The sequence below is a fragment of the Chitinophaga agri genome (assembly GCF_010093065.1).
GTDB lineage: Bacteria > Bacteroidota > Bacteroidia > Chitinophagales > Chitinophagaceae > Chitinophaga > Chitinophaga agri.
This window is the reverse complement of sequence record NZ_CP048113.1, coordinates 6,250,697-6,272,212: the sequence shown is the minus strand read 5'-3', so window position 1 is coordinate 6,272,212 and position 21,516 is coordinate 6,250,697. Positions and strand designations below refer to the sequence as shown.

At 46.2% G+C, this 21,516-nt stretch carries 20 protein-coding genes; 7 read left to right on the top strand and 13 right to left on the bottom strand.

The window, feature by feature from the left end; all coding sequences use genetic code 11:
• Window positions 1–370: 370 nt before the first annotated feature.
• From gcvP to GWR21_RS25155, 5 genes are all read left to right on the top strand, one after another.
• The gene (gcvP, locus tag GWR21_RS25175) at window positions 371–3,241 is read left to right on the top strand and encodes an aminomethyl-transferring glycine dehydrogenase (RefSeq protein WP_162334448.1); all 2,871 of its coding nucleotides are present in this window, start codon (window positions 371–373) and stop codon (window positions 3,239–3,241) included.
• Between the two features lie 331 nt (window positions 3,242–3,572).
• Window positions 3,573–4,091 carry a hypothetical protein gene (locus GWR21_RS25170; RefSeq protein WP_162334446.1) on the top strand — a complete coding sequence of 173 codons (519 nt, stop codon included), beginning with the start codon at window positions 3,573–3,575 and terminating at the stop codon, window positions 4,089–4,091.
• Window positions 4,092–4,221: 130 nt separating this feature from the next.
• Window positions 4,222–4,572: an MmcQ/YjbR family DNA-binding protein gene (locus GWR21_RS25165; protein ID WP_162334444.1), complete on the top strand. Its 351-nt coding sequence runs from the start codon at window positions 4,222–4,224 to the stop codon at window positions 4,570–4,572.
• A 26-nt stretch (window positions 4,573–4,598) separates the two neighbouring features.
• Window positions 4,599–6,494 carry a CocE/NonD family hydrolase gene (locus tag GWR21_RS25160; protein ID WP_162334442.1) on the top strand — a complete coding sequence of 632 codons (1,896 nt, stop codon included), beginning with the start codon at window positions 4,599–4,601 and terminating at the stop codon, window positions 6,492–6,494.
• A 69-nt stretch (window positions 6,495–6,563) separates the two neighbouring features.
• Window positions 6,564–7,286 (top strand): FKBP-type peptidyl-prolyl cis-trans isomerase, encoded by a 723-nt coding sequence (locus GWR21_RS25155; protein ID WP_238430011.1) that lies wholly within the window; start codon window positions 6,564–6,566, stop codon window positions 7,284–7,286.
• 198 nt (window positions 7,287–7,484) lie between these two features.
• On the opposite strand, the gene GWR21_RS25150 is transcribed toward GWR21_RS25155, so the two are convergent.
• From GWR21_RS25150 to GWR21_RS25115, 8 genes are all read right to left on the bottom strand, one after another.
• On the bottom strand, window positions 7,485–8,480 hold the full coding sequence (locus GWR21_RS25150; RefSeq protein WP_162334440.1) for a chorismate synthase: 996 nt from the start codon (window positions 8,478–8,480) through the stop codon (window positions 7,485–7,487).
• 74 nt (window positions 8,481–8,554) lie between these two features.
• Window positions 8,555–9,835 carry a 3-phosphoshikimate 1-carboxyvinyltransferase gene (aroA, locus tag GWR21_RS25145; RefSeq protein WP_162334438.1) on the bottom strand — a complete coding sequence of 427 codons (1,281 nt, stop codon included), beginning with the start codon at window positions 9,833–9,835 and terminating at the stop codon, window positions 8,555–8,557.
• Between the two features lie 11 nt (window positions 9,836–9,846).
• Window positions 9,847–10,872: a 3-dehydroquinate synthase gene (aroB, locus tag GWR21_RS25140; RefSeq protein ID WP_162334436.1), complete on the bottom strand. Its 1,026-nt coding sequence runs from the start codon at window positions 10,870–10,872 to the stop codon at window positions 9,847–9,849.
• Between the two features lie 14 nt (window positions 10,873–10,886).
• Window positions 10,887–11,978 carry a chorismate mutase gene (locus GWR21_RS25135; RefSeq protein WP_162334434.1) on the bottom strand — a complete coding sequence of 364 codons (1,092 nt, stop codon included), beginning with the start codon at window positions 11,976–11,978 and terminating at the stop codon, window positions 10,887–10,889.
• 81 nt (window positions 11,979–12,059) lie between these two features.
• A complete protein-coding gene (locus GWR21_RS25130; protein WP_162334432.1) occupies window positions 12,060–12,905 on the bottom strand; it encodes a prephenate dehydrogenase in 846 nt (281 codons plus the stop codon).
• A gap of 3 nt (window positions 12,906–12,908) precedes the next feature.
• Entirely contained in the window at window positions 12,909–14,075 is a 1,167-nt protein-coding gene (locus tag GWR21_RS25125; RefSeq protein ID WP_162334430.1) for a pyridoxal phosphate-dependent aminotransferase, read from the bottom strand.
• 33 nt (window positions 14,076–14,108) lie between these two features.
• The gene (locus GWR21_RS25120) at window positions 14,109–14,933 is read right to left on the bottom strand and encodes a prephenate dehydratase (RefSeq protein ID WP_162334428.1); all 825 of its coding nucleotides are present in this window, start codon (window positions 14,931–14,933) and stop codon (window positions 14,109–14,111) included.
• 557 nt (window positions 14,934–15,490) lie between these two features.
• The gene (locus tag GWR21_RS25115; protein ID WP_162334427.1) at window positions 15,491–15,706 is read right to left on the bottom strand and encodes a hypothetical protein; all 216 of its coding nucleotides are present in this window, start codon (window positions 15,704–15,706) and stop codon (window positions 15,491–15,493) included.
• A 268-nt stretch (window positions 15,707–15,974) separates the two neighbouring features.
• On the opposite strand from GWR21_RS25115, the gene GWR21_RS25110 reads away from it, so the two are divergent.
• A complete protein-coding gene (locus GWR21_RS25110) occupies window positions 15,975–16,556 on the top strand; it encodes an RNA polymerase sigma factor (protein WP_162334425.1) in 582 nt (193 codons plus the stop codon).
• A gap of 54 nt (window positions 16,557–16,610) precedes the next feature.
• Complete coding sequence (locus tag GWR21_RS25105; protein ID WP_162334423.1) at window positions 16,611–17,702, top strand: S1 family peptidase; 1,092 nt, start codon at window positions 16,611–16,613, stop codon at window positions 17,700–17,702.
• Window positions 17,703–17,793: 91 nt separating this feature from the next.
• On the opposite strand, the gene GWR21_RS25100 is transcribed toward GWR21_RS25105, so the two are convergent.
• From GWR21_RS25100 to xylA, 5 genes are all read right to left on the bottom strand, one after another.
• On the bottom strand, window positions 17,794–18,513 hold the full coding sequence (locus GWR21_RS25100; protein ID WP_162334421.1) for a carboxypeptidase-like regulatory domain-containing protein: 720 nt from the start codon (window positions 18,511–18,513) through the stop codon (window positions 17,794–17,796).
• A 108-nt stretch (window positions 18,514–18,621) separates the two neighbouring features.
• Entirely contained in the window at window positions 18,622–18,771 is a 150-nt protein-coding gene (locus GWR21_RS25095) for a lmo0937 family membrane protein (RefSeq protein WP_162334420.1), read from the bottom strand.
• Between the two features lies 1 nt (window position 18,772).
• Window positions 18,773–18,958 (bottom strand): CsbD family protein, encoded by a 186-nt coding sequence (locus tag GWR21_RS25090; RefSeq protein ID WP_162334418.1) that lies wholly within the window; start codon window positions 18,956–18,958, stop codon window positions 18,773–18,775.
• A gap of 68 nt (window positions 18,959–19,026) precedes the next feature.
• Window positions 19,027–19,977, bottom strand: coding sequence for an aldose 1-epimerase (locus tag GWR21_RS25085; RefSeq protein ID WP_162334416.1), 951 nt, complete (start codon window positions 19,975–19,977; stop codon window positions 19,027–19,029).
• A 198-nt stretch (window positions 19,978–20,175) separates the two neighbouring features.
• Window positions 20,176–21,504: a xylose isomerase gene (gene xylA / locus GWR21_RS25080; RefSeq protein ID WP_162334415.1), complete on the bottom strand. Its 1,329-nt coding sequence runs from the start codon at window positions 21,502–21,504 to the stop codon at window positions 20,176–20,178.
• Between the last annotated feature and the right edge of the window lie 12 nt (window positions 21,505–21,516).

Genomic DNA, 21,516 nt, shown 5'->3' with positions numbered 1-21,516 from the left:
ACAGGGCACTTCAAGGGCACTTCGATATCCAAGGGATATTGAAGTGCCTTTGAAGTGCCCTGTTGGTGACCTTATAATGACGAGTTGGTATGAAGATCAGGTACTGATTAACAGGGGATTGGTTGCCTTAAGCAGCTTAACCGGAGCGAGTGCTGAATGGAGGATGACGATCTGTACAATGAAATCAAGCTGAGCGGCCAGCAAATCATGGCGGAGGGAGGGATACATCCAAATTACAATTTCATGACAATGGGCCTGCTTTCTCCCTGACATTTATCACCACATTTTCTGCTGGGAGCGCCCTGGTTTGGCCATTGTCAAAAATCAATATAGCTTTGCACATTCTTTTCAAACATACCTGCTTTACATCATGAATCTTTTTGATATACAACAGAATGAATTTGTTGGCCGTCACATCGGGCCAAATGAAGCTGAGACTAAACACATGCTGGATACCGTTGGGGTGTCTTCTCTTGAAGAGCTGGTGAGCAAAACAGTACCCGGAGCGATCCGTATGCAGCATCCGCTGGCAGTGCCTGCGGCGATGAGTGAGAGTGATTACCTCCGTCATCTGAAAGAAGTATCTCTTAAGAATCAGGTGTTCCGAAACTACATCGGACAGGGTTATTACGATACCATCACACCAAGTGTGATCTTACGTAACGTGTTTGAAAATCCAGGATGGTACACCCAGTACACTCCATACCAGGCGGAAATCGCGCAGGGTCGTCTGGAAAGCCTCCTGAACTTCCAGACTATGGTAAGCGACCTGACTGGTTTGCCTATCGCTAACGCGTCCCTGCTGGATGAAGCAACTGCCGCTGCTGAGGCAATGGCCATGTTCTTCAGTGCACTGAACAAAGACCACGACAAACTGTCCCGTCCTAAGTTCTTTGTTGACGTGAACACTTTCCCACAAACGACAGACGTAATTTACACCCGTGCTACTCCGCTGAACATCGAAGTAGTAGTAGGTGACTACAATACTGCTGTAATCGACGAAACCTACTTTGGTGCACTGGTACAGTACCCGAATAGCATAGGTGGCGTGGAAGATTACCGTTCTTTCATTGAGAAAGCACATGCAGCGGGTGCTTATGTAGCAATGGCGACTGACCTGCTGGCACTTACACTCCTGGCATCGCCTGGTGAACTGGGCGCAGATGCGGCTTTAGGTTCTGCACAGCGTTTTGGTGTTCCATTAGGTTTCGGTGGACCACACGCTGCTTTCTTCGCTGTTAAAGATGAATTCAAACGTAACATTCCCGGCCGTATCATCGGTGTGAGCATAGACGCACAGGGAGGCCGCGCACTGCGTATGGCACTCCAGACACGCGAGCAGCACATCAAACGTGAGAAAGCTACTTCCAATATCTGTACCGCACAGGCACTGCTGGCTAACATGGCCGCTATGTACGCTGTATATCATGGTCCTAAAGGCCTGAAAAATATCGCTACACGCGTAGCGATCCTGACCAACGCACTGGCGCAGAAACTGAGAGGTAAAGGTCTGGAACTGGGTGCTTCCTTCTTCTTCGATACTATCGAAGTACGTGTGAGCAACAGTGCTGCTATCAAAAACAAAGCAGAAGCAATTGGCATTAACTTCTTTTACCCTGAAGCTGGCCGCGTGATCATCTCTCTCGATGAGACTGTGACCATCCAGGACGTAAATGATATTCTCGGCATCTTCGAAGCAGGTTCCATCAACAGCGACAGTCCTGAACTGAAAGCTACCAGCGTACCTGCTGGTCTGGAAAGAACTTCCTCTTACCTGGTACACCCTGTGTTCAACACTCATCACAGCGAGTCTGAGATGATGCGTTACATGAAAATGCTGGAAAACAAAGATCTGTCGCTGAACACGTCTATGATCTCTCTGGGTAGCTGTACCATGAAACTGAACGCAGCTACTGAAATGATCCCGCTGAGCTGGAGCCACTGGAGCAAAATGCATCCATTCGCACCTAAATCTCAGACAGGTGGTTATCAGCAGATCGTTGATGAACTGAGCGATTACCTGTGTAAAGTAACAGCTTTCGATGCTTGTAGCCTCCAACCTAACAGTGGTGCACAGGGCGAATATGCTGGTCTGCTGGTTATTAAGGCATATCACGAAAGCAGAGGTGAAGGTCACCGTAATGTGATGCTGATCCCTATCTCTGCACACGGTACAAACCCTGCTTCCGCAGTAATGGCTGGCTTCAAGGTAGTAGTAGTAAAAGCGCTGGAAAACGGTTATATCGATGTAACCGACCTGAAAGCGAAAGCAGCTCAGTATGCTGAGAACCTGGCAGGTATCATGATCACTTACCCTTCTACATACGGTGTGTATGAAGAGAGTGTGAAAGACATCTGTAACGCTATTCACGAAAACGGTGGTCAGGTATATATGGATGGTGCAAACATGAACGCACAGGTAGGTCTGACCGCTCCTGGTCTGATCGGTGCTGACGTTTGTCACCTGAACCTTCACAAGACCTTCGCTATTCCTCATGGCGGTGGTGGTCCTGGCATGGGCCCGATTTGCGTAGGTAAACACCTGGCGCCATTCCTGCCTGGTCACGTCAACCTGGATACAAAAGCACAGACAAACGCAGTATCTGCAGCACCGTACGGTTCTGCTTCTATCCTGCTGATCTCCTATGCATATATCCGTCTGCTCGGCTTTGATGGGCTGAAACAGGCTTCCCAGTTCGCTATCCTGAATGCTAACTACATGAAGGCACGTCTGGAAAAAGCATATGATATCCTGTATAATGGTGTTAACGGTACCTGCGCACACGAATTCATCGTTGACCTGCGTCCGTTCAAAGCATCTGCCGGTGTTGAAGCCGAAGATGTGGCAAAACGCCTGATGGACTACGGTTTCCACGCTCCTACCCTGAGCTTCCCTGTACCAGGCACGATCATGATCGAGCCTACAGAGAGCGAGGATAAAGATGAACTGGATCGTTTCTGTGATGCATTACTGGCTATCCGTGAAGAGATCGCAGCTGTAGAAAATGGTACTGCTGATAAACTGAATAACGTACTGAAACATGCACCGCATACACAGTTCGTTATCACGGCGGACGAATGGACCCGTCCATACACCCGTCAGCAGGCAGCTTATCCACTGGACTACGTGAAACTGAACAAATTCTGGCCTTCTATCAGCCGCGTAAATAACACTCATGGTGATCGTAACCTGATCTGTACCTGTGAGCCAGTAAGCGCTTATGCAGAAGCAGAGGCTTAATATAATATTGGAGCACTGAAAACAGACACTGGTGAATAAATAACACACCAGAAGGATATAGACGGCGGTATCGGAAGATATCGCCGTTCTTTTTATACGTTAAAACCCTCTGCATACCGATTGTTCCTACTCAATGTCTACTCACTATTTACAAAATTCTACCAGGAAAACGCGCTCTCTGCCAGTATTATCCTCATTTACCCCCAAAATTCTTTTCCTGATAACCAGTCCCTTATCCTCCACTGATACAAATTTCTCCCTATCTCTATACTTATTATTATTAATTCATTAATATTTTATCTATATTACATATCAGAAAAACCATATACTTATGCAGGACTTCTCTTTTATGACCATCGAAGAGATCTTTCTTCTTCAGGATGCGTTGAAAAAGAACAAAAGGCAGATTTTAAAATTCATATCGTTTGGTCTGCTGCTGGTGATATTCGCCGCTTTTGTACCTCATTATTTCCTTAGTAGACGACTCAGTGAAGAAGAGATCAATGACTCCCTTTTCTCTTACAAAAACCTCTGGTTCTGGGCATGGCTGGGCTCTTTCGTTCTGGCATTGATATTCGCCCTGATCAAGGTGACCGACGTACGCTACTTCACTATTAAGAAGGACTTAACTAAACTGGAAAAAGGACAAATACAGGTGCCGCTTGAGTCAGTGTACCAGGGTAACAATGAAATGCAGACGAGCTTTGTTGTACAACAGGAAGGAGTGAAGAAAAGAAAGCGCCTCTTCTACTGGATGCGTGGCCGTCTGGACAACTTCAGGGCGGGTCAGCAGGTAGAGATCATATACGGACGTCATTCCCGTGTGATCCTTGCCATTAACAAGCTCTGAATTCATCTTTAACCAGCCATATCTGCTGCGTGCAGCAATGAACAATAATCGTATACCAAGGCCAATCTCTGTGAGGTTGGCCTCTTTTTTTTATATTTGATGATCACCTCTACCACAGATACTGCATATCATGAATATTGAACAATTCCGGGAATACTGTCTGGCACTGCCAGCCGTCACTGAAGAGTTTCCTTTCGGTGAAGAGACACTGGTGTATAAAGTAAAAGGGAAGATCTTTGCTTTGACACAGCTTGATAACTTCGAAAGTATCAATCTGAAGTGTGATCCTGAAATAGCGGTGGAATTACGCGAGCGCTATGAAGGTGTGACACCTGGTTACCACATGAATAAGAAACACTGGAATACCGTAGAAGTGCATGCTAATATCCCCAGCCGTCTGATCTATGAGTGGATCAAAGACTCGTATGACCTTGTTGTAAAGTCACTACCAAAGAAAGACAGGGAAGCCCTGTTATCTTAGATAAGAATAAACCGTTAAAATCGCTTATGAGAAAATTGTTATTGCTGTTCATTACAGCACTCATCATGCACACTTCCTGTGTGAAAGCAATCAACCAGGACTCCCTATGGGTGCGTGAGAACTATATCAAAAAAGAGGTATACATTCCGATGCGTGATGGCGTTAAATTATTTACCGCTATCTACATGCCGAAAGACAAGTCAGAGAAGCATCCTATCCTGATGTCGCGTACCCCCTACTCCTGCGCCCCTTACGGAGAAGACAAATTCCTGCCGCTCTGGAATAGCCACTTCGATACATATCTGCATGAAGGATACATTTTTATCATGCAGGATGTAAGAGGCCGCTGGATGAGTGAAGGCACCTTCGTTGACGTGCGTCCTTTCAATCCGGAGAAAAAGGGGAAGCAGGATATCGATGAAGCCAGCGACACCTACGATGCCATTGACTGGCTGGTAAAGAACCTGGAAGGTAACAATGGCAATGTGGGTATCCTGGGCATCTCGTATCCCGGATTTTATTCTACAATGGCCTCTCTGAGCGGTCACCCGGCACTGAAGGCAGTAAGCCCTCAGGCACCGGTGACAGACTGGTTCATCGGAGACGACTTCCACCATAATGGTGCGTTCTTTATCACAGATGCCTTTTCTTTCTATACCAGTTTTGGCAAGCCGAGGCCAAAGCCTACCACAGTAGGACCTACTGGTTTTGATTATCACAATACCGATAACTATGATTTTTACCTGCGTACCGGTGCTGTGAAGAACTTCACAAAACTAATGGGTGACAGTATCGCTTTCTGGAAAGACCTGGTAGCACATCCAAACCTGGACAACTGGTGGAAAGCACGTAATGTAAGGCAGTTCCTGAACAACGTACAACCAGCTATGCTGGAAGTAGGCGGACTGTTTGATGCGGAAGACTGTTTTGGCGCCTGGAATACCTACAAGGCAATCGAACAGCAGAGCAGGAAGACTAACAACCGTATTGTAATGGGACCATGGTATCATGGACAATGGGCTTCCAAGACCAATGATGGTTCCTCCCTGGGCAACGTACGTTTTGGGAGTGCTACCTCCAAATGGTATCAGGAGAATATAGAAGTACCATTCTTTAACTACTATCTGAAAGGCAAAGGGGTCGACAGCATTGCTGAGGCTACCATCTTCTTTACAGGTGAAAACCAGTGGCGCAAACTGTCTCAGTGGCCACTGCCAAACGTACACAACAAGTCACTGTATCTGCAGGCAAACGGCAAACTGGACTTCAGCAAACCACTGACCACTAACAGCTTTACGGAATATGTAAGTGACCCGGCCAAACCAGTACCTTATACAGAAGATGTGCATTTCAACCGTACCATCTCCTATATGACCGACGATCAGCGTTTCGCAGCAAGACGTCCGGATGTAGCCGTATTTGAATCAGTTATACTGACAGAAGATGTTACCCTGGCGGGACCATTGTTAGCGAAGCTCGTGGTAAGCACCAGCGGTACTGACGCTGACTTCGTAGTGAAGCTGATTGACGTATTCCCGAATGATTTCAGATATGAGCAGGACGCCCCTTCAGAACACCGCAGATTAAATTCTGCCACATATCCGATGGGCGGTTACCAGATGCTGGTACGTGGCGAGATCATGCGTGGAAAATACCGTAACAGTTTTGAAAAACCAGCGCCGTTCAAGCCTGACACGCCGACCGATGTGAACTTCAGCATACCGGACGTTGCACATACGTTCAAAAAAGGACATAAGATCATGGTACAGGTACAAAGCAGCTGGTTCCCGCTGGTAGACAGGAATCCACAGGTATTTACCGATATCTATACCTGCGACGATAAGGATTTCCGTAAGGCGGACATCAGAATTTACCACGATGCACAGCATCCGTCTCATATAGAATTGCCGGTAATCAAATAGTTACTAACTTGCAGACCAATTCCGGTGGATATCCTACCGGATGATCTGTACAGTTCAATAAACCATTATATGATCAGAAAAGCCCTATTACTTGGAGTTTTGGGCGTGGCAACCTTACCAGGTTACGCGCAAAAGAAAAAGAAGTCTAAAAAAGACGAAGCACCCCGGATAGTAGAAGCGCCGGCGCCATTACTGCAGACCAAACTGGATACCATCAGCTATGCTATTGGCCTGGAATTTGGTAATATGCTGAAAATGCAGGGACTGGACAGCATCAACAATCAGGCGTTGACCAAAGCGCTGCAAGATGCCCTTAGCAACGGCACACCTTTGATTACAAAAGAACAAGGCAATATGAGTGTAAGCGAATATTTACAACAGTTAAAAGCTGAAAAAATGCAGAAAAACAAAGTAGCTGGCGAGCAGTTCCTGGCCGAAAATAAAACCAAACCAGGCGTGGTAACGCTGCCAAGTGGTTTACAGTACCAGGTGATCACTGAAGGAACAGGTCCTAAACCAACCATCAATGACAAAGTAAAAACTCATTACCACGGTACACTGATCGATGGTACCGTATTTGACAGCTCTGTAGAAAGAGGTCAGCCGATCTCCTTCCCTGTTAGCGGAGTTATCAAGGGTTGGACAGAAGCATTACAGTTAATGCCGGTAGGTTCCAAATGGAAGCTGTTCATACCATCTGAACTGGCTTACGGTGAGCGTCAGGCAGGTCCGAAAATCGGCCCTAACAGTGCGCTGGTATTTGATGTAGAACTGATCTCGATCGAGAAATAATCAGGAATTGGGAATGACCAATTGAAAATGCAGGACGCTCTTAGTCCATGCATTATTTAATAGGCATTTCATACAAATAAAATGGGCGTTTCAATAATATTGAAACGCCCATTTTATTTGTATGTGATCGTAGTATAGTTGGCATCTTATTTCCAGAGCAGTCTCCGTGATGCTCAATTCCTAATTCGTACTTCCGGATTATTTCCAGACCCTGCCAGCCCTGTGTTCCAGCAGCATAAGATCCGCTAGTGCCATAGCGGCCACTGCTTCCAGTACTACGGGTACGCGCAGCGCAATACACAGGTCATGACGGCCTTTTACACTGAAGCTCTCCACTTCTCCGCTCTTAATGTTCAGCGTATGCTGTTCTTTCGGCGTGCTGGAAGTTGGCTTTACCGCTACGCGGAATACGAGCGGATTACCATTGGTAATACCACCTACTACACCGCCGGCATGATTCGTAGCTGTCTTTCCGCTTGCATCCAGAATGGCATCGTTATGCTCAACACCTTTCATTTTTGCCGCAGCGAAGCCAGCACCGAATTCGATACCCTTGATAGCAGGGATTGAGAATACGGCATGGGCAATTGTGGATTCCACTGAATCAAAGAAAGGCTCTCCGAGGCCGATAGGCAGCCCTTCCACTACACATTCCACAATCCCACCTACGGAATCTTTAGCTGCAATAGCAGCTTCCAGCCCTTTCTCTGCATCAGGCAATCCGCCTACTTCTGTCAGCGTAGCCTTTACAGATATACCAGCACCCAGGATCTTCTTGGCAATAACACCAGCAGCTACCAGGTTCAGGGTAAGACGGCCACTGAAATGACCACCGCCACGATAATCTTCGAAACCACCGAATTTATGTGTAGCTACAAAATCCGCATGACCAGGACGCGGAAACTCACGGAGCTTCTCATAGTCGGTACTGCGGGTATTGTTGTTTTCAAATAATATCGTGACAGGAGCACCGGTAGTATGATCATTGAATACACCGGACTTAATAAAAGGCAGGTCTTCTTCCTTGCGGGGAGTCGTACCTTTTGCTCCGGCCTTACGTCGTTCCAGGTCAGGCAGGAAATCCTCCTGAGTAAGCGGAATACCGGCAGGAACACCGTCTATATTCACACCTACGCTGGCGCCATGCGATTCGCCAAATACATTCACCCGGAATAATCTACCAAAGCTGTTCATGCTGTTTGAATATTTTATACAGTACTGCTGACAGGGCATCAGTGATGACTTACCTGCCAGCAGTCTTGTTGCTATTAATGCGTCAGGCTTGCTGTACCCTGCGTTGTTACTATACCACCGATCTTAGCGAGATGATCGTAAAACTCAGGGTATGATTTGTTAATGGCTTCGGCATCTTCAATCGTTACAGGTGCATCAGCGTTCAATGCAGCTACGGCACAAGCCATTGCTATACGGTGATCGTTGTGAGAGCTCACTACAGCACCTTTGATACCTGTACCGCCATGTACCAGCATTTCATCTCCATGCAGGTCTATTACGATACCCATTTTACCAAATTCTTCCTGTAGTGTCTTACCACGGTCACTTTCTTTGTGGGCCAGTCTGTTCACACCGATGATCTTCGTAGTGCCCTGACAGTTAGCTGCCAGTGCCACCAGTGGAGGAAACAGATCAGGACAGTCGGTCGCGTCAAAATCGAAAGCCTGCAGTTGTTGTTTTTCCACGATCATAGTGAATACACCGGGCATCAGACCTGCGCCTGCTTTTTCCAGTGCTTCCAGAATAGCTTTATCTGATTGTGCGGATTGTGTATTGAGGTGATGTACTTCTGCTTTACCAGCTACCGCTGCTGCTACCAGCAGGAAAGCTGCACCACTCCAGTCTCCTTCTACAGTGTATTCACTGGCTTTGTAAGACTGGCGTTTACCGAAGTGAAACTTTTCAAAGTTCTGCTCCTGCACCTGTACCCCAAACTGCTGCATGAGTTGCAGCGTAAGCGCAATGTAGGGTTTGCTTTTCAGATCTTTAACCGTGATGGTCACATCCTCTGCAGTAGCGCCATAGGCCATCAGCAGGCCAGTGAGGAACTGAGAGCTCAGAGAGCCATCAATAGTAATATCTTTTGGATGTAAAGGCCCCTGAATATCCAGTGGCAGTCTACCTTCGCGGGTTACGCATTTAACATCCAGCAGAGGCAGTACCTCTTCGAAAAAGTTCATCGGACGGACAGTCAGACTACCGTGACCGTTGATAGAAATTGCTTTTTCAGACAGTGCTGCGATGGGTGTGAACATGCGGATACCGAGGCCGGACTCACCACAGTTGATTTCACCGGATACAGGATGTATACCCCTACTTGTTATTGCGATATGATCATCATTACGTTTGATATCAGCACCCAGTTTACCGGCTACGTCCAATGCTGCGAGACAGTCATTGCTCAGACCCGGATTACGGATAATGCTGGTCCCGTTGCTCAGTAAAGCTGCTGCAACTGCGCGCTGCATAGCACTTTTGGAAGGATTGGCGGTCACTGTACCACTGATAGCGCCGGGCGATATTGTTACCTGCATAATTAGTTTATTTAAAGTTCATCCAGCAATTGCTTCAGTTCTGTGATAGGAACAGGCTGTGTCATCGCCTTTCCTATTTCTTCGAGCAGTACAAAGTGAATCGCATCTTTCTCGCGCTTCTTATCCAGCTTGAAGATGTTGAACACTTCTTCCTTGTTGGAAGTCAGCGTCACCGGCAACTGATAATCGTTAATGAGACGGATCAACCTGTTGGTTTCTTCAACGGGCAGTCCTTTGAGTTTCTCTGAGATCTTGGCAGCTGCTACCATACCTATAGCAACAGCTTTACCATGCGCAATGTTCTCGATCTTTTCCACAGCGTGTCCCAGCGTATGGCCGAAGTTCAGCCAGCGACGGGAAGCAGTTTCAAATTCATCTTCCAGCACTACTTTGGTTTTCAGTTCAACGGAACGTTCCACCAGGTATTCCAGTACAGCCACATCACGCTGCATGGCTTTATCACGGTTCTGTTCCAGGTAGGTGAACAGGCTGGCATCGAGGATGCACGCATACTTGATGATCTCCGCGAAGCCGTTGTGCCATTCTTCTGCCGGCATTGTCAGCGGCAGTGTGTAATCAAACAGAATGAACTCAGGCTGCCGGATAGTGCCCAGCATGTTCTTATGTTTACCATGGTTGATACCGTTTTTGCCACCAATAGACGCATCCACCTGAGCCAGCAAGGTAGTCGGAACAAAACCTACAGGCATTCCACGCATGTAAATGCTGGCTGCATAACCTGTAAGGTCAGTGGTCATACCGCCGCCGATGCCTATCAGCATTGTCTTACGGTCTGCCTCCAGTTCGATCAGTCCATTGATGATCTGATCGAGGACTTCACCGCTTTTATGTTCCTCTCCATCCGGGATCACCAGCTTTTTCCAGCCTGGCAGTTTATGCCCGTGGTGTTTGTCCACATTTTCATCCAGTACAAGTACCGTACGGGAAGGATCAGCATAATTGCCCAGCTGTAGCAGGCTTTCTCCCAGATAATATTTGGTGCTACTATGCTGGAACTGGTAAGATAACGTTCTCATATTTTGTGTTGGGTCTATTTGTCTTCGTTCATCACTCTGTTCTGCCTGTTGATGGATTCCAGGTGTACTGCATCAAAGTATTTCAGGATGAAATCTTTTGTCAGGCCCAGTTTCTCACCTTTAGCAATACCACGCTCCAGGATCTCATTCCAACGGTTCGTCTGCAGGATGGTCACATTGTTCTCTTTCTTGTACAGACCGATCTTCTCAGCGACTTTCATACGGTTACCGAGTAACAGCAGGATTTCGTCATCAAGCTGGTTGATCTGACCACGGAGTTTATCCAGTGCAGAGTTAAATTCCTTCTTGTCGGTATGCTCATGGCGCCAGGTGATACCATCCAAAATTTCTGCCAGTCTTTCAGGAGTAACCTGCTGTTTAGCATCGCTCCATGCCTTATCAGGATCGATGTGAGATTCCAGCATCAGACCATCGTAATCCAGGTCAACAGCTTCCTGTGCAATGTCCTGCAAAATATCGCGACGACCACCTATATGGCTTGGATCACAGATGATAGGCAGTTCAGGCATACGGCGCTTCATTTCGATCGGCAGGTGCCACATCGGAGCGTTACGGTATTCGGTGTTACCGTAGCTGGAGAAACCACGGTGGATCAGACCGATCTTGGTAATACCAGCGTTACGTACACGTTCTACAGCACCAATCCACAGTTCGAGGTCCGGGTTGATAGGGTTTTTGATCAATACGGTTGTATCCACACCTTTCAGCGCGTCAGCAACTTCCTGAACAGAGAATGGGTTCACAGTAGTACGGGCACCGATCCACAGGATGTCAACATTATGTGCCAGGGCTTCTTCTACCTGCTTGGCCGTTGCTACTTCTACAGCCAGTGGAAGGCCGGTCAGTTCTTTCGCTTTCTGTAACCATGGTAAACCAGTTACACCGATACCTTCGAAAGAACCCGGACGGGTACGTGGTTTCCAGATACCAGCACGCAGTACATCTACTTTACCGGTTTTAGCCAGTCTCAGTGCTGTATCAAGTACCTGTTCTTCGGTTTCTGCACTGCATGGACCGGAAATGATCAGCGGCTTCTTATCTGAAGTCGGATCGGAGAATTTTGTTTTTGCGAGAATCTGTTCCATCGTTTGACGCTTTGCAGACCATAGACGATAGTCGTCCATAATCTAGTGAATTGTTTGTTTTCTTGTTTGTCCGACTATCGGCTATTTTAATATTTTTCTGATCTTATTTGATTTCTGGATCAGTTTATAGAATGTTTCGTAATCTTCATTTTCGAGCAACTGTTTCATCTGCTGTAGCTGATTGATGTGTTCATCCAGTACATCCAGCACATTATGGCGGTTATGCTTGAAGATCGGCACCCACATATCGGGAGAGCTTTTTGCCAGTCGTACGGTAGATTCGAAACCACCGCTTGCCAGTTCAAAAATGCGGCCCTGCTCCTTTTCTTTCTCCAGTACCGTCAACGCCAGTGCGAAAGAAGTAATGTGAGAGATATGTGATATATATGCGGTGTGCAGGTCGTGTTCTACTGCATTCATATATACGAGACGCATCTGCAATTTGTCTACCATATTTTCAACAACTTCCAGTGCATCTTCATCACTGTTCTTCACATCACAAAGTACCATGGTCTTTTGTGTAAAAAGATTCTTTATAGCAGCTTCCGGTCCGGAATATTCCGTGCCGGCCATCGGGTGGGCAGCCACGAAGCGACCTCTGTTGGGATGACCGGCAACGAGTTGCAGAATCTTTTCTTTTGTAGAACCTACATCCATGATCACATGTTCAGGTCCGGCGTTATCCATTACAGAAGGAAGTATCTGCAACAGCGCATCTACGGGTATAGCCAGTATGATGAGCTTAGAGCGTTGCATCGCATCTTTGATGGAAGAAACTCCTTCGTCGATGATCTTCAGCTCCTGGGCTTTTTGCAGGTTCTCTTCACGCTGGTCCACCCCGATGATCCAGTTGACCACACCTTTCTCCTTCATGCTGATAGCCAGTGAACCACCTATTAAACCCGTTCCTACTATAGTTGCGACCATGACTTACTGCTTAAATTTTGTTTTTATCCTATCCAGCACTTCATCGAATACTTTCTCATCTTTACAGAGACTTACCCTGATGTAGCCGTTACCATTGCTGCCAAAGATACCACCCGGTGTGATGAATACCTGTGCTTTATGCAGGATCTCATCTGTTACAGCAAATCCGTCTTTAGCACCAGCAGGGATCTTTGCCCATACGAACAATCCCACCTGGTCTTTATCGAATGAACAGTTCAGCAGTTCCAGCAGTTCATATACCTTTTTACGGCGACCTTCATAGATACCATTCAGTTCGGCATACCATTCAGGGCCTAACTCAAGTGCTTTCACAGCAGCCATCTGCAGCGGCTGGAACATACCGGAGTCCATATTACTTTTGAAGCGTAGCACTTCATTGATCCATTCCTGTTTGCCTACCAGCATACCTACACGCCAGCCCGCCATATTGGATGACTTGCTGAGAGAGTTCAGTTCCAGTACCACATCCCTGGCACCAGGCGTCTGTAACAGACTTTGCGGTTGTTTGTTCAGGATAAAGCTGTAAGGATTATCATGACAGATCAGGATGTTATGTTCCTTCGCAAATGCGATCAGTTTAAGCGCAAACGCTTCATTGAAGCGGGCGCCGGTTGGCATATGCGGATAGTTTACCCACATCAGTTTCACTTTACTCAGGTCTCTCTTTGCCAGGGCATCAAGATCAGGCAACCAGCCGTTCTTTTCTTCCAGATCATAATCTACTACCGTAGCACCACTCAGGTTTACTGCAGAACGGTAGGTAGGGTAACCGGGATTAGGCACTAATGCTTCGTCTCCTTCCTGCAGGTAGGTCATGCAGATGTGCATGATACCTTCCTTAGACCCGATGAGCGGCAGCACTTCCTTTTCAGGTTCGAGGGATACACCATAGAAGCGCTGGTACCAGTCGGCCATTGCTTTACGTAATGCCGGAATACCTTTGTACCCCTGGTATGCATGGGTGTCAGGCTTCTGTGCATATTCATGCAAAGCGGCAATCACAGAGGGATGAGGCGGCAGATCAGGGCTACCTATACCAAGGTTGATCACCTTTGCGCCTGTTTTATTCATCTCGTCTATTTCCCTGAGCTTCTTGGAGAAGTAGTATTCTTCCGTTTGCTGCAGCCTTTTTGCTACCTGTAAGTTCATAGTGCTTTGTTTTCCGCGTCCTGATGTATGTGATTAGTGAGTGTTTCCTTTCTGATAGATACCTAATACTTTCAGATCTTCTGTCAGCGGCTGAATTTTGCTGATACTTTTCTCAAAGTGGCTCAGGTTCTCAAATTCGAAGTCCGCATGGAAGTAATAGTTCCATTCTTTAGCCGGCATCGGGAACGACTGTATTTTACTCAGGTTGATCCCAGCCTGTGCTACCTGTGTCAGCACCTTTGCCAGGCTTCCGCGATCGTGAGATGTCTGGAAGTATACGGAAGCTTTATTGGCATCCGGGGCAGGTGTTACTCCGTTAGGAGAAATAACCAGGAAGCGGGTATAGTTATTTTTGATAGTATGGATATTCGGTGCGATGATATCCAGACCATATATTTCAGCAGCCAGTTTACCAGCGATGGCTGCGGTACTTTTCAGTTTCTTCTGTGCTACGTGCTTGGCACTGAGGGCAGTATCTTCTGTTTCTACCAGTTTCATATGCGGATGCTTTTCCAGGAACTCAGTGCACTGGAGCAGCGCCATATGGTGAGAATGTACTTCCCGTATATCCTCCAGGGTTTGGCCTGGTAATACCATCAGGTGCTGTTTGATATGAAGGTATACTTCACCGATAACATGCAGACCTGAATTTTTCAGCAGCGAGTAGTTTGGCAGAATACTTCCGGCGATGGAGTTTTCGATGGCCATTACACCGGCATCAGCCTCTTTCTGTTTAACTACTTTCTTAACGAGCTCCGGAAAGGATGCGCAACATTCTATGTCTATTCCCTTACCATAATAAGCCTCTGCTGCTATCTGATGAAAACATCCTTCAAAACCCTGGATTGCGATACGCATTTTTTAATGTTTGGTTTGGATTTGTAGTTGCTGTAGCAACTACTGTATAAAATGAAAAAGGGCCCCAGCGGAGCCGGGACCCTTTTTATTTGCAGTTATTTATTCGTGCATTTATTACAAAAGAGTCCCGGCCTTTACGACGTAAAAGAAGTAAAAGAAAAAGTAAAAGAAATAAAGACTGAAACGGCGTAACATATGCGTATTTGGATATTATCGGAAAAAAAGAAGGCCTCCCGTTCCGGGAGGCCTTTTGCTAGTTTCTTTATATTTCAGTACTACAAACGACCTCCCTATTTCTGGAACCAGAAATAATAGAAACCATAAAAGTAACCAAAGGTTGTTTGCTGTATCATATTCGCTTAATTGCCTGACAAAAATACACCGCGATTTGAATTTTCCAAGCGTCTTTGCGAAAAATTACATTATTTCTAATAAAAACCTATTTTATAGATATTTTATTCAAAAACAAAGATAAACAGGGCCCCTTAACAAAAAAAAACCGCCCCGTTAAGAAACGGAGCGGTTATATAAAAGCCTTTTATTGCTTACCAGGTCAATTATTTCTTAGTTGTGTCAACTGCAGCTTTAGAAGAATCAACTGTAGCAGTAGCTGTATCAACTGTAGCAGTTGCAGTATCTACTGTAGCAGTCGCTGTGTCGATAGTTGCGTTAGCAGTGCTATCTCCTTCAGCTGGAGTAGTAGAACCACCGCAAGAAGCTGCGAATACACCCAGAGCTAAAGCTAAAAATCCAATTTTCAGTGCGTTTTTCATTTGACTATTTTTTAGGTTTTTGAAATATTATTTACTCTTTATACCGGCGTTGAAAAAAGGTAACCCACTTTTTTTAAAATTTTTTTTTCGGGCCCTTTTTATCTGTTTTTTCGCCTTCCACCGGGACATTTACATATATAGACATCAAAACGTATATGAAGGCGTCCGGTCTGGACGGCAGGAAACGGACAGTTGTTCTGTCTTATTTGGGATTTGGAAATTTTTTCTGCTACTTTGGGTTACCAAAGCCATTTAATTGTATTAATAAGTGAAGCATAATCAGAACATAGAAAGGGATCGGGAATTACTACTGGGACTTACCAGGAACGACGACAGAGCGCTGGCGACCATCTATACGGAGAATTATCCTTCTATATTAAGAATGGTTTTACAGTATAAAGGGTCTGAGGATGATGCAAAAGATCTTTTCCAGGAGGCAATGATCATATTATATGAGAAGGCGAGAAAAGGAGAATTCGATCTTTACAGCAAGCTGAAAACTTATCTGTATGCTGTGTGCCGTCATCTATGGTTGAAGAAATTACAGACAGGAAGCTGGCAACTGGCGCTTCCGGATGAACTGGAAGAAGTACTGCCCGCTGAAGAGACGAGCGACATTACCGAACATGAGGAAAAGGACCAGCAGTTCACCATCATGGAAAAGGCAATGGGTAATATGGGCGAACCCTGTAAAACCATCCTGGAAGACTATTATGTCCGGAAGATGTCTATGCAGGACATTGCTGAGAAATTTGGTTATACCAACTCAGAAAATGCCAAGAACCAGAAGTATAAATGTCTGATGCGGCTGAAGAAATTATTTTTTGAACAATATAAATCAACAATATAAATCTTGGACCTGTCGGGTGTTCCATTTGACAGATCCGCAAAAGCGGTTACAGGGATGAACGAATTTTCAATGATACGTGATATTGAACGCTACCTGGAGGGCGAAATGAACGAGCAGGAAAAAACTGCCTTCGAAGCGCTTCGCCAGTCCGACCCGGCGGTCAATGAGCAGGTGCTGGCTCACCAGCAGCTCATTCAGCAGCTGGAATACTTCGGACGCAGGTCAGCTTTGCAGGAAAAAATGGATAAGATCCATGCTGGTATGGCTAATAATCATGTACATATTGCTCCTTCGGCATCTCCTGCACCTAAAAAGGTCTTCTCCATCAGCAGAAAGCTGGTGCTGAACATGGCTGCAGCAGCAGGTATCGCACTGCTGACCTCTGTGTCTACTATTGCACTGATGCAACAGGCCAGCAGACAAAAAACCAAAGCGGAATATGAGGATGTAAGACGCGAGCTGAAACACATACAACGCTCACAGACGGCCCTCATTAATGACATTAACAGTTCAAAGAAAGCTCCGGCCAATCCCGGCACTTATGGTGGTACCGGATTTGCCATCTCCAATAATGGCTACGTAGTGACGAACTATCATGTCGTAGCAGGAGCTGACTCCATATATATACAAAATACCAAAGGTGAAGCCTTTAAAGCGGCCAGTGTATTTGAGGATATTTCCAGCGACCTCGCCATCCTTAAGATCACTGACTCTACTTTTAAAGGTCAACCACTTCCTTACTCACTGAAACCAGCCCGTGCATCACGCGGCGAAGCAGTCTTCACCCTGGGCTATCCAAGAGATGAGATTGTTTATGGCGAAGGCTATATCAGCGCTCAGACCGGCTTTAATGGAGACAGTGCAGCCTATCAGGTATCTATCCCGGTTAACCCCGGTAACAGTGGAGCTCCACTGATGGATAGCAAAGGTGATGTAGTAGGTATCGTAACCGGCAAACAGACCACGTCAGACGGTATTGCTTTTGCAGTAAAATCCGCTCACCTGAAACGTCTGCTGGAACAGATGCCTAAAGAGAAACTGCCTAAAAAAGAATGGAACCATAAGAATAAACTTGAAGGACTCAGCCGCGTAGATCAGGTGAAGAAACTGGAAGAGTTTGTTTACATGGTGAAAGTCTATAATTAAAAGATATTTTGTTCTATTGGCCTCTGCATGCAAACGGCCACTCTGGAGACAGAGTGGCCGTTGCTAATTATGGTATGTGCTGTAACTACTGTTACTTTTTGATCCAGGCTTTGTACTTATCTGTGATCCAGTAGATCAGGTCCTCCTGAGGCATTGTACGCAGTGTATTGTAGTCAGGATAGTTCTCCCGCATAAATAACTGCAATGAGTCGCCCTTGAGACTGGTCACTTTACTCACAAATGCCGGCGTAAACCGCGAATCCACATAATGTTCATGTTCCGCCTTGGCAAAAATCTTCTTAAACTCTCTTTTTTGCTTCTCCCTCCGTGAATAACGGGTGAACGGGCTAAAAACAATACCAGCCCCTACAGGTGTACTACCTCCGGCCAGCGGCATATCCCTTTTATCGAGAATATAACCGAATTGCTCTCTTCGGGTAATGGAATCCGCCTGATAGGGTGAGTACTGCGTACCAATTTCCACACCCCGCAACTGCGTTGCCTCCACTACCAGAGAGATGTTACGGGTTTCCGTCCCACTGCTCTGGGCCACCACAATACTGTCGGACTTATACCCCAAAAAGGAAAATACGATCACATCCTTGGGACTGGCAGATATCCGGTAAAAACCGCCCTTATCTGAATAGGCCCGGCGGCCGGTACTCTTATTGGTCACGCTGGCGTAAGGAAGGACAAGCTTATTTTCCTTGTCCATAATAGTCCCCGTCAATGTAACCTGTGCCTGTGCTTTTACAACCAGCAGGCTGCAACAACAACACAGGAATAATATCCAGATGGTGGTTCTTTTCATGTAGCTGATGAATTAATCTATCGGCAATATCCTAAAAAAATAACGAAAAAATCCTCCCGGTTAATGGGAGGATTTTTGGCTTTTGTATAATATTTTATGAAAACGGACTCATCTCGCTCCCCTTATGATCTGGAGGAGTATGGCTACGATCGCCAGCACCAGGAGGACATGAATCAGTCCAGTTGCAGAATAAACAAAGAAGCCCAACAACCAGCCGATAATAAGTATTATAGCGATCAGATATAACAGACTTCCCATCTTATGCAGATTTTAAAAGTTTAATAATCTCATCACGGGATTTACCCAGTTTCTGCTGAAGCTTTCCTATGAGACGGTCTTCCTGACCTTCTTCATACAATAAATCATCATCTGTAAGATCGGCGTACTGTTGTTTAATTTTGCCCTTCAGCTCATTCCATTTGCCCTTGATTTCTAAAGTATCCATAACATATCTTTTTTGGGTGAACAATACTGGTAAAGTTCCAAAGACTATGCCAAGGGGAGCCTGCCATACTACCAGGCGGCAGCAGCTATCGCTGTCGTAAATGTCCTGGTTTCTCCTGGTTGCAGGGTAATCAGCCCCATACCATTATTGAATGCATTCGGTGCGCCGGTCAGGTTTTCTATCGCAATGCTGTTCCGGTGTGGTGGTATATATAACTGTAACACCGGATAACTGCTATCCGGGTAAAAAGTAATAGCCAGGTGCTTTAGCGGATCTCGTAGTGTACAGGAAGACGCGTGCTGACTAAAATTCAGCAGGAATGAGTTATCCAGTGGAATTCCTGTCAATGGTGAAGATTCCAGGAACCGGTCATAGGGTAATACCTGTCCTGTTGGTATCAGCTGCGCATTAAATTCCACTATCTGTTCCGAAGCAAACTGTAATTCCAGTTCATCTACAGGTGTACCTGTTGTAAAATAGGGGTGCCAGCCATCCATCAATGGCATGGGGGAACCAGCATGACTACTAATGGTAGTACTTATTTCCAGTCGCATACCCGGCTGTAGGCGGTACTCCACTTCACAGTCATACGGAAACGGATACCCGTGGTCCTCTCCTTTATACTGATAACGCAATGTAACAAGGGCATTCCTCTCATCCGCATATGTTCTCACAACCTCAAAGGCGACGTTATACAGCAATCCGTGGATACAGCTGCCTGGCGTGATCATCTTTTCGATAACATACTCCTTCCCCTCCCATTCATACCTGCCACCAGGAATACGGCAGGCAAATGGACTCAGCTTCGCGCCTTTAAAGTATTCCGTCATGTTAGTCTGATAGTCCTGCAAACTTGTATACCCATCAATAATATTGATCACATCATTATGATGCGGTATACGGAAGGCATGTAACATAGCGCTGTGCGCTGGCAGAATTTCTGCCTGTGCATCGCTCAGATCATCTTTGAGCGCAATAATATCAAACCCTTCTTTATGAAATTTCTCTATTGAAAACATATGTTGTGATCAGTTTGTGATGGTGGTGCGCTGGCTGTCGTCAGGTGTCACACGAGGTAATTTACATAAACTTTGTCGCACAATAGTAATTGCCGCACGGGAGCGTTAGGGCTACTTCGACCAGGAAGTCATATAAACACGACAGCCCTGCATGTAGCAGGGCTGTCGTTTATTTTCAATTCAACAAAGGTGCGTCAATCAGATGTACTGGTTGATGATGTTTTCCAGCCATTCCTGTTTACCGCTGATCAGCTTAGGTTCACCATTACTTACGGCGAAACTGCGCAGATCTTCCAGTGTCAGTTGACCATCTTCAAATGCTTTACCCTTACCGCTGTCAAACGAAGCGTAACGATCTTTACGGAACTGCTTGTAAGGAGATTGTTCCAGCACTTTCTCTGCGATAACAGCAGCGCGTGCGAATGAATCGATACCACCGATATGTGCATGGAAGATATCTTCCAGATCAGTTGAGTTACGGCGTGTTTTTGCATCGAAGTTTACACCACCACCAGCGAAACCACCGGCTTCCAGGATAACGAGCATGAACTCTACCATATCATTCAGGTTCATTGGGAACTGGTCAGTATCCCATCCGTTCTGTGCATCACCGCGATTAGCATCGATACTACCCAGCATATCTGCATCAGCAGCCACCTGCAACTCATGCTGGAAGGTATGTCCCGCCAGCGTAGCGTGGTTCACTTCCAGGTTCAGTTTAAAATCTTTATCCAGTCCGTAGTGACGCAGGAAACCGATCACGGTTGCAGCATCATAATCGTACTGGTGTTTAGTAGGTTCACAAGGCTTAGGCTCGATAAAGAAAGTGCCTTTGAAGCCCTGTTTACGCGCATAATCTTTTGCCATTGTCAGGAAGCGGGCCAGGTGTTCCTGTTCACGCTTCATGTTTGTATTCAGCAGGGTCATATACCCTTCACGGCCGCCCCAGAACACGTAGTTCTCACCACCCAGTGCAATCGTTGCATCCAGGGAGTTCTTTACCTGTGTACCAGCATAAGCGACTACAGAAAAATCAGGATTGGTAGATGCACCATTCATGTAACGCGGATTGCTGAATACATTCGCAGTGCCCCACAGCAGTTTTACACCGCTGGCTTTCTGTTTTTCTTTTGCATACTCCACGATCTGCTGCATACGGCTTTCGTACTCACTGATGGAAACACCTTCGTCTACCAGGTCCACGTCGTGGAAGCAGTAATAAGGAACACCCAGTTTCGTGAAAAATTCGAAAGCAGCATCCATTTTGTCCTTAGCGCTCTGCACTGCATCCGTAGCAGTTAACCATGGAAAAGCTTTGGTACCGGGACCGAAAGGATCGCCACCGGTGCCGCAGAAGGTATGCCAGTAGGATACTGCAAAACGGAACAGTTCCTTCATGGTCTTACCACCGATCTTTCTGTTCTCGTCATACCATTTATAAGCAAATGGATTTGTTGACTGAGGGCCTTCGTAGGCTATTTTACCAATGCCTTTGAAGTACTCCTGATTCCCTAAAGTAATACTCATTTTCTTTCTTTT

Excerpts from the sequence above, each read along its gene's own strand:
- gcvP (WP_162334448.1), top strand. The coding sequence starts at position 371 with ATGAATCTTTTTGATATACAACAGAATGAATTTGTTGGCCGTCACATC.
- GWR21_RS25170 (WP_162334446.1), top strand. The coding sequence starts at position 3,573 with ATGCAGGACTTCTCTTTTATGACCATCGAAGAGATCTTTCTTCTTCAG.
- GWR21_RS25165 (WP_162334444.1), top strand. The coding sequence starts at position 4,222 with ATGAATATTGAACAATTCCGGGAATACTGTCTGGCACTGCCAGCCGTC.
- GWR21_RS25160 (WP_162334442.1), top strand. The coding sequence starts at position 4,599 with ATGAGAAAATTGTTATTGCTGTTCATTACAGCACTCATCATGCACACT.
- GWR21_RS25155 (WP_238430011.1), top strand. The coding sequence starts at position 6,564 with ATGATCAGAAAAGCCCTATTACTTGGAGTTTTGGGCGTGGCAACCTTA.
- GWR21_RS25150 (WP_162334440.1), bottom strand. The coding sequence starts at position 8,480 with ATGAACAGCTTTGGTAGATTATTCCGGGTGAATGTATTTGGCGAATCG.
- aroA (WP_162334438.1), bottom strand. The coding sequence starts at position 9,835 with ATGCAGGTAACAATATCGCCCGGCGCTATCAGTGGTACAGTGACCGCC.
- aroB (WP_162334436.1), bottom strand. The coding sequence starts at position 10,872 with ATGAGAACGTTATCTTACCAGTTCCAGCATAGTAGCACCAAATATTAT.
- GWR21_RS25135 (WP_162334434.1), bottom strand. The coding sequence starts at position 11,978 with ATGGAACAGATTCTCGCAAAAACAAAATTCTCCGATCCGACTTCAGAT.
- GWR21_RS25130 (WP_162334432.1), bottom strand. The coding sequence starts at position 12,905 with ATGGTCGCAACTATAGTAGGAACGGGTTTAATAGGTGGTTCACTGGCT.
- GWR21_RS25125 (WP_162334430.1), bottom strand. The coding sequence starts at position 14,075 with ATGAACTTACAGGTAGCAAAAAGGCTGCAGCAAACGGAAGAATACTAC.
- GWR21_RS25120 (WP_162334428.1), bottom strand. The coding sequence starts at position 14,933 with ATGCGTATCGCAATCCAGGGTTTTGAAGGATGTTTTCATCAGATAGCA.
- GWR21_RS25115 (WP_162334427.1), bottom strand. The coding sequence starts at position 15,706 with ATGAAAAACGCACTGAAAATTGGATTTTTAGCTTTAGCTCTGGGTGTA.
- GWR21_RS25105 (WP_162334423.1), top strand. The coding sequence starts at position 16,611 with ATGAACGAATTTTCAATGATACGTGATATTGAACGCTACCTGGAGGGC.
- GWR21_RS25100 (WP_162334421.1), bottom strand. The coding sequence starts at position 18,513 with ATGAAAAGAACCACCATCTGGATATTATTCCTGTGTTGTTGTTGCAGC.
- GWR21_RS25095 (WP_162334420.1), bottom strand. The coding sequence starts at position 18,771 with ATGGGAAGTCTGTTATATCTGATCGCTATAATACTTATTATCGGCTGG.
- GWR21_RS25090 (WP_162334418.1), bottom strand. The coding sequence starts at position 18,958 with ATGGATACTTTAGAAATCAAGGGCAAATGGAATGAGCTGAAGGGCAAA.
- GWR21_RS25085 (WP_162334416.1), bottom strand. The coding sequence starts at position 19,977 with ATGTTTTCAATAGAGAAATTTCATAAAGAAGGGTTTGATATTATTGCG.
- xylA (WP_162334415.1), bottom strand. The coding sequence starts at position 21,504 with ATGAGTATTACTTTAGGGAATCAGGAGTACTTCAAAGGCATTGGTAAA.